The sequence below is a fragment of the Cohnella sp. genome (assembly GCF_041641335.1).
Taxonomy (GTDB): Bacteria; Bacillota; Bacilli; order Paenibacillales; family Paenibacillaceae; genus Cohnella.
Genome location: NZ_JBEPYQ010000168.1, coordinates 1 through 6002, shown reverse-complemented (window position 1 = coordinate 6002; position 6002 = coordinate 1). Strand labels below are relative to the sequence as shown.

The following is a 6002-nucleotide window of genomic DNA, read 5'->3' as shown; positions in this document are numbered from 1 at the left end:
TCATGGAGCTCCTGACTTTGTGGCTGTCGCGCATCAGCTCCTTGACCGGCACGACGCTGACCGTCGTCCAGCCCGTTACGGGAGAAGTCACGTAAGCGACCAGGGATTCCGGCATGCCTCCGGAGGCATCGACATGGCGCACGCCTTGACCTTGAAGCGTTCCCGGCAGCGGAGGCGACAGATCTTCGTCCTCCCTGCGAATGACCATTCGCCCCTGCTGATCGACGATGTACATCGATTCCCCGGCCGCCAGATTGACCTGCTGCAAAATGCCGCGAACCGCCGCCGGGTCGATATCGATGACGATATACCCTATCGTCTCCCCGGTGTCGAAGCTGCGAAGCTCGCGGGCGATCGAGAATACGTCGTAGGTTGTCCCGCTCGTCGATTTGATCTGATGCGTCGTAATGAATGTAGGCTGGCCGTACAGCCCTTTGGCCCGCTTCAGCCATTCCGCGCTTTCGTCCAGAATGTAGGAGGTGACGTACTGGCTGTCCGGCAGCACCACGTAGGAAGCGCCCTTCTCCCCGTACAGCGATACGCCCATAATATCGATGCGTCCGTTGATGAATATTTTCGAGACGAAGCCGTTCAGATGCCCGATTTGCTCCAGCGTCAGCGGCTGCCCCGGTTTTCTGTCCGCGCTCAAATACTCGAGAATTTCGTTGTACTGGTAGGGAGACAGCGTGAGCCGGTTCAGCTCGTTCATGTACGTATCGATGTTCAGCGTTAGCTGCTGGATCGTCTGCAATTGATAAGCGCCGACGTTTTTCTCCATCGCATTCTCGAAGCTGGAGAACGTATAGACGCCCATCGCTCCGATCGGCACAACGACAAGAAGGAAATTGATCAGGATCAATTTCCGGGCAAGCTCTTGATTGGTAAACCAGCGAACGAGGCTCCGTTTACGTTTCATGTTCCCTCCGCTACCTCTTCAGCTCGGCGTCGATTTTGGCGGCCGCGATTTTCAGCGTCTGCTCCGGCGTCTGCTGGCCGTAATTCATCCGTTCGAACTCGCGGATCAGCACCTCCGTCGTCGACCACTGCCGGACGTGTCTCGGCCAATACTTCACGAAATTGGCGGTGGCGGCATAATCGCTGCGGTATTTCAGCGCGTTGAACGCCTCCCCGCGAACGACGCGGGACATGCTCGGGACGTGCCCGGCTTCGGCCCACTTCTCGCCGTGCTCGACCATCCATTTGGCGAAGGTCATGATCGCCTTGCGCTTCTCGTCGGTCATCCCGTGCTTCGTCGGAACGACCAAGGAATGCGAGTCGCCCCATACTGCGGGCACGTCGTAGATCGTCGGCAGCGGCACGACGCCGAAATCCAGAGCCGGGGCGTGCTCGAACGCCCCCGTTCCCCACATTCCCGTAATCAGCACGACCGCTTTGCCGTCGTAGAACATTTTGAAGGCGTCATTGATGTCGGGGGGAATCAGCTTGCTTGCGTACAGCTCGTGCACGAACTCCAGCGCTCTCAAAGCCTGCGGATTGTCCAGCGTCGCCTTGCTTCCTTGCTCGTCGTAGAAGGAGCCGCCTCCCTCAAGCTGATTGTACAGGCTCCACCACAGCCATACCGAATCGATCCTCGTGCTCGGCTGCGCCAACGGCGCGACGTCGGACGGAACGGCTTCCTGAATGCGCCGAAGAAACGACATGAAGCCGTCCTCGCTCGCATCCAGAATCGGTTTGTCGGAGGAATCGAGCAGACCGGCCGCGCTCAGATGCTCCTTGTTGTAATACATGACGAGCGCATGCGTGTCCAGCGGCACCGCATAGGGATGCCCGTCGTACATGACGGACCCCCTAATGTTGCCGTTAAAGACGCTCCAGTCGAGTCCGACCTCCGCCGCCGGAGCGGACAGATCCTCGATGTAGCCGTTCTGGACGAATTGAGGCAGGTTGGTCGCATGGTTAATGGCGACGTCGGGCGCGTTGCCCGAGAGGATCGCCGTTCTCAAGCGTGAATAATAATCGTCCAGCCTGGAGTTCGTCTGGACGACCAGAACGTCGCTCTGCTCCCGGTTAAACCTCTCCACCATCTCGGTCATGAACTGATTGTCCCCGCCGCTGAACGGCGTCCAATATTCGATTCGGATCGCTTGGCCGGTCTTCGTCTGCCGCGGCTCGGCGTTGTCGGCGGCCGTCGCGCATCCCGCGACGGCCGTCAGCAGTACCGCAACGATGAGCGCGTACAGCGGCTTGACTTTCATAGTCCATTCCTCCAGGCTTGGCCGCCGGTATCGCGCGGCTCGTTCGATCTCCCCTAACGGACGAGATCCATATAATCGACGGACACGACGTGTCCGGCTTGTTCGAGTTTCAGTGTAATTTCATTCGGGCCCGCTCGCAAGGGCAGCTTGATCTCCGTGACGGCAAACTCGTTGCGCCCCGTTGGGCCGGCCTTGATTTTCTTGCGGGCGTCCCCCGCCGCGACCTCGATCGTCAGCTCTTTCCCGGACGGATTAGCAATGGCGAATTTCGCCATATAGTCTCCTTGCGCCGGCACGAGCACGTTGCCGAAGCGGACCTCGCTTCCCTTGCCGCCCGCCAGCTTGGCGACGCCCCAGCCGGACGCGAACGGATTGTCCTCCGCCGCGGAATCTCCTTCCGCCTGCGTATTCTCCGCTTCGTAGCGAGGAATCTCGATGGCCAGCAGCTGCGGGCCGCCGTCTTCCTCCGGAGCGGTTACGGAAATCTCGTTCATTCCGGAACGAAGCCGGACAGTCGCGTACGCATACCCGGTCTTGCCGTCCTCCGTAACCGGCAGCTCGACTTCGGCCGCCTCTCCGTCCCCCGCTTCAATCATCGCTCTCGCAGGCTCGCCCGTTTCGTTCCGATAATGCAGCAACACCGGCGCGCTCGTCTCCACAGAAGAAGGAATCAAGTCGAACGTCACTCTCCCTCCTTCGCGGACGGCGTGCTCCGCCCGATAGAGACCGTCCGAGGAAGGAACCCCGATCGCCGTCTCCAGCGAGAGCGGCTTGCCGAACTCCGGCAGCCCGTCGTCGCGCCAGACGACGCGCTGGGCGCGCGCCTTCCGGTTGTTCCAACCGTCGCTTATGCCGCTCGTCGCGTGGTAGACGATCCACGTCTCGCTCCCGTCCGGCGAGGCGGCGAACGAGTTGTGCCCCGGACCGTAGACCCCCGCCGCTTCGTCCATCGTCATCAGCGGGGCTTCCGACTTTCGCCAATTCGCGGCGACAAGCGGGTCCGCTCCCGGCTCCAGCGTCAGCAGCCCCAGACTGTAGAACGGCGTCCAGCTCCCCGCGCCGGAGTAGACGATAAACGTTCTGCCGTCCTTCTGCAGAATCGACTGCCCTTCGTGAATATAAGGCGGTCCCCCCGCTCTCTCCCACTCCAGATCGGGTTCCCCGATCTTCACGCGGGGGCCGCTGATCGTCAGCGGATCGCTCATCGGGGCGATGTACGTGTTCTGTTGAACGTTTACGTCGCCTTCCCAGCCCGACCATACGAAATAGAGCCGATCCTCCAGTTCCATGACGAGGCCGTCGATCGCCCATTTGTTCGTGTCGTCCGTCACTTGTCCCACGAACGCATACGGACCGAGCGGATCGTCCGTCTCCGCTTCCAGGGCATACATTCGGTGATTCTCGTTCGCCCCGTCGTCCGCGGCGAAATAGATGTGCCATTTTCCCCGCAAATATTGAATCTCTGGCGCCCACAGGTTCGCGGAATACATCGTGTCGACCGGCGGGTACCAGACGACCCTCTTCTCCGCCTGCCTGAAGTCGAGCGTGCGGGATTTCATCACCATGATGTCGGCGCCGTTGTGCGTGAACGTCATATAATAGTAGCCGTCTCTGTAGACGACGCTCGGATCGGGCGTATCCATGTCCGCAAGCGTATTCTTGAACATGCCTCCGTGACCGGTATATCCGGCGGATACGGCTGAATCTGATCGGTTCATGCTTCCTCCCGTCTGCCAGACGATCGCGCCGACGACGGCCAGTACCGCCGCGACAGCTGCGATCGTCAGCGCAATCGATTTGCTTCGCAATTTCATCAGCGTTCCTCCACTCGCATTCGAAGACGATTTATTTGACCGCGCTCTGCGTGATCGCTTTCACGAACGAACGCTGCCCGACGAGAAAGATGACCAGCATCGGAATCGTGGCGATCGTCGTCATCGCCATCAGCTTGCCGTAAGCCTGCACGTAGCTGCCCTGCGCCATCATCGCAATGCCCCCGGTAATCGTGCGCATCTCCGGCGAGGTCGTGGCGTACAGCGGCCATACGAAATCGTTGTAAATGCCCATGAACGTGAAAATCCCGAGCGTGACCATGATGGACACCGACGCCGGCATGAGGATTTTCCAATACACCTGCCACTTGTTCGCGCCGTCGATGCGGGCCGCTTCCTCGATTTCCTTCGGGAACGAAGAGAAAAACTGCAGCAGCAGGAACACCCCGAACGCTCCGGCCGTATAGGGCAGCACCAGCGCCGGATACGTGTTGATCAGCCCGAAGGCGTTGAATTCCATGTACATCGGCAAAAAGGTAAGCACGCCCGGAATCATCAGCGAAGCGATGAACATCGACAGCAGCGTGCGGCGCAGCGGAAGATCCTTCAAACGGGCAAGCGCGTACGCCGCCAAGGAGTCGATGAACAGCACGATCGCGGTGCCGACAGCTCCGACCGACAGCGAGTTCGTAATCCAGCGCATGATCGGCACGTTCATGAGCTCGCCTGTAATGCCGTCGATATAATTGTCGAGAATCGGTTTCTTCGGAATGAAGTTCATCTTGCCCGACAGCGCCTCGAAATCGTTCTTCAAGGAAGTCGACAGCATCCAGACGAGCGGCAGGACGAACACGACGGCGACCGCCGCGGCGATCGCGATCAGGACGAGCGTTCTCAGCTTTCTCGAACTCATAGGCTACTCCTCCTTCCTGCCATAGGTCAAGCGATATTGCACCACCGACACGATCATGATCAGGACGGCCATCAGAATCGCCATCGCCGAAGCGGCACCGATTTCCTTGCGGATGAACGCTTGGTCCAGCACGTTCATCAGCAGCACCTTGGACGTATCCCCCGGCCCGCCCCGCGTGAGCAGGAACGGCTGGGCATAGATGTTGAAGGACGCAATCGTCGACGTGATCATCACGAACAGCATGACCGGACGGATCGAAGGCAGCGTGACGCTCGCGAACTTGCGCCAGGAGCCCGCGCCGTCGATCGAGGCGGCCTCGTAGTAATCCTCGGGAACCTGGTTCAGTGCGTTGATGAAAATAATCATGTTAAACCCGATTGTCCACCACAGCGTCGTCGACACGAGCGCCACCCAGACCCACGGTTCGCTTGTCAGCCACGGAATCGGATCGATGCCGAGCTTGCCGAGCATGCTGTTGATCAGCCCCGCGTTCGTGTCGTACATCATCAGCCAGATGACGGCCATGACCGAAGCCGAGACGGCGTAAGGGATGAAGTAGACCGTGCGGAACCAGCTGCGGATTTTGCGCGGCAAGGCGTTAACGAGCAAAGCCAGGGCCAGGCCGATGGCGATCAGCAGCGGCACGGAATAGAGGACGAACTGTACCGTCGCCCATAACCCGCGGACGAACAAGCTGTTCAAGTACGTGCCCGGAGAGAAAATCTCCGCGTAATGGGCGAAGCCTACGAACGGATGGGAATCGGACAACAGCTCGAATTCGTGAAGGCTGATGTAGAATCCGTAACCGATCGGAAAAAGCAAAAAAGCGGCGAAGCTGATCAAATACGGCAGAACGAACAGAGACGAGGTCAAGCGGGACTGCCACCCGGTATTCATCGCGGACTCCTCCTTCGGCTTCATGGGCGAAGAAGACGGGGCATCCTTGCGGATGCCCGTCTTCCTCCGGCTAACGGATCGTTTGCGTTTCCCGCTTATTTGCCCATGGCCTGACGGGATTTGGCGACCGCTTCGTCAAGCGCCTTCTGAGGGTCCTTCTTGCCGAGCAGCGCGTTGTTGATTTCGCCCCATACCGGCTCGATA

At 59.6% G+C, this 6002-nt stretch carries 5 protein-coding genes; all 5 read right to left on the bottom strand.

What is annotated here, in order from left to right; all coding sequences use genetic code 11:
- On the bottom strand, window positions 1–916 hold a 916-nt coding region (locus ACESLM_RS30215; RefSeq protein WP_372638390.1), incomplete at its 3' end, for a cache domain-containing protein.
- A gap of 10 nt (window positions 917–926) precedes the next feature.
- Complete coding sequence (locus ACESLM_RS30210; RefSeq protein WP_372638388.1) at window positions 927–2216, bottom strand: ABC transporter substrate-binding protein; 1290 nt, start codon at window positions 2214–2216, stop codon at window positions 927–929.
- Between the two features lie 53 nt (window positions 2217–2269).
- The gene (locus ACESLM_RS30205) at window positions 2270–4030 is read right to left on the bottom strand and encodes a family 43 glycosylhydrolase (RefSeq protein ID WP_372638386.1); all 1761 of its coding nucleotides are present in this window, start codon (window positions 4028–4030) and stop codon (window positions 2270–2272) included.
- 31 nt (window positions 4031–4061) lie between these two features.
- Window positions 4062–4901 (bottom strand): carbohydrate ABC transporter permease, encoded by an 840-nt coding sequence (locus tag ACESLM_RS30200; RefSeq protein WP_372638384.1) that lies wholly within the window; start codon window positions 4899–4901, stop codon window positions 4062–4064.
- Between the two features lie 3 nt (window positions 4902–4904).
- Window positions 4905–5798, bottom strand: a complete 894-nt coding sequence (locus tag ACESLM_RS30195) for a carbohydrate ABC transporter permease (RefSeq protein ID WP_372638383.1) — start codon at window positions 5796–5798, stop codon at window positions 4905–4907.
- Window positions 5799–6002 lie beyond the last annotated feature (204 nt).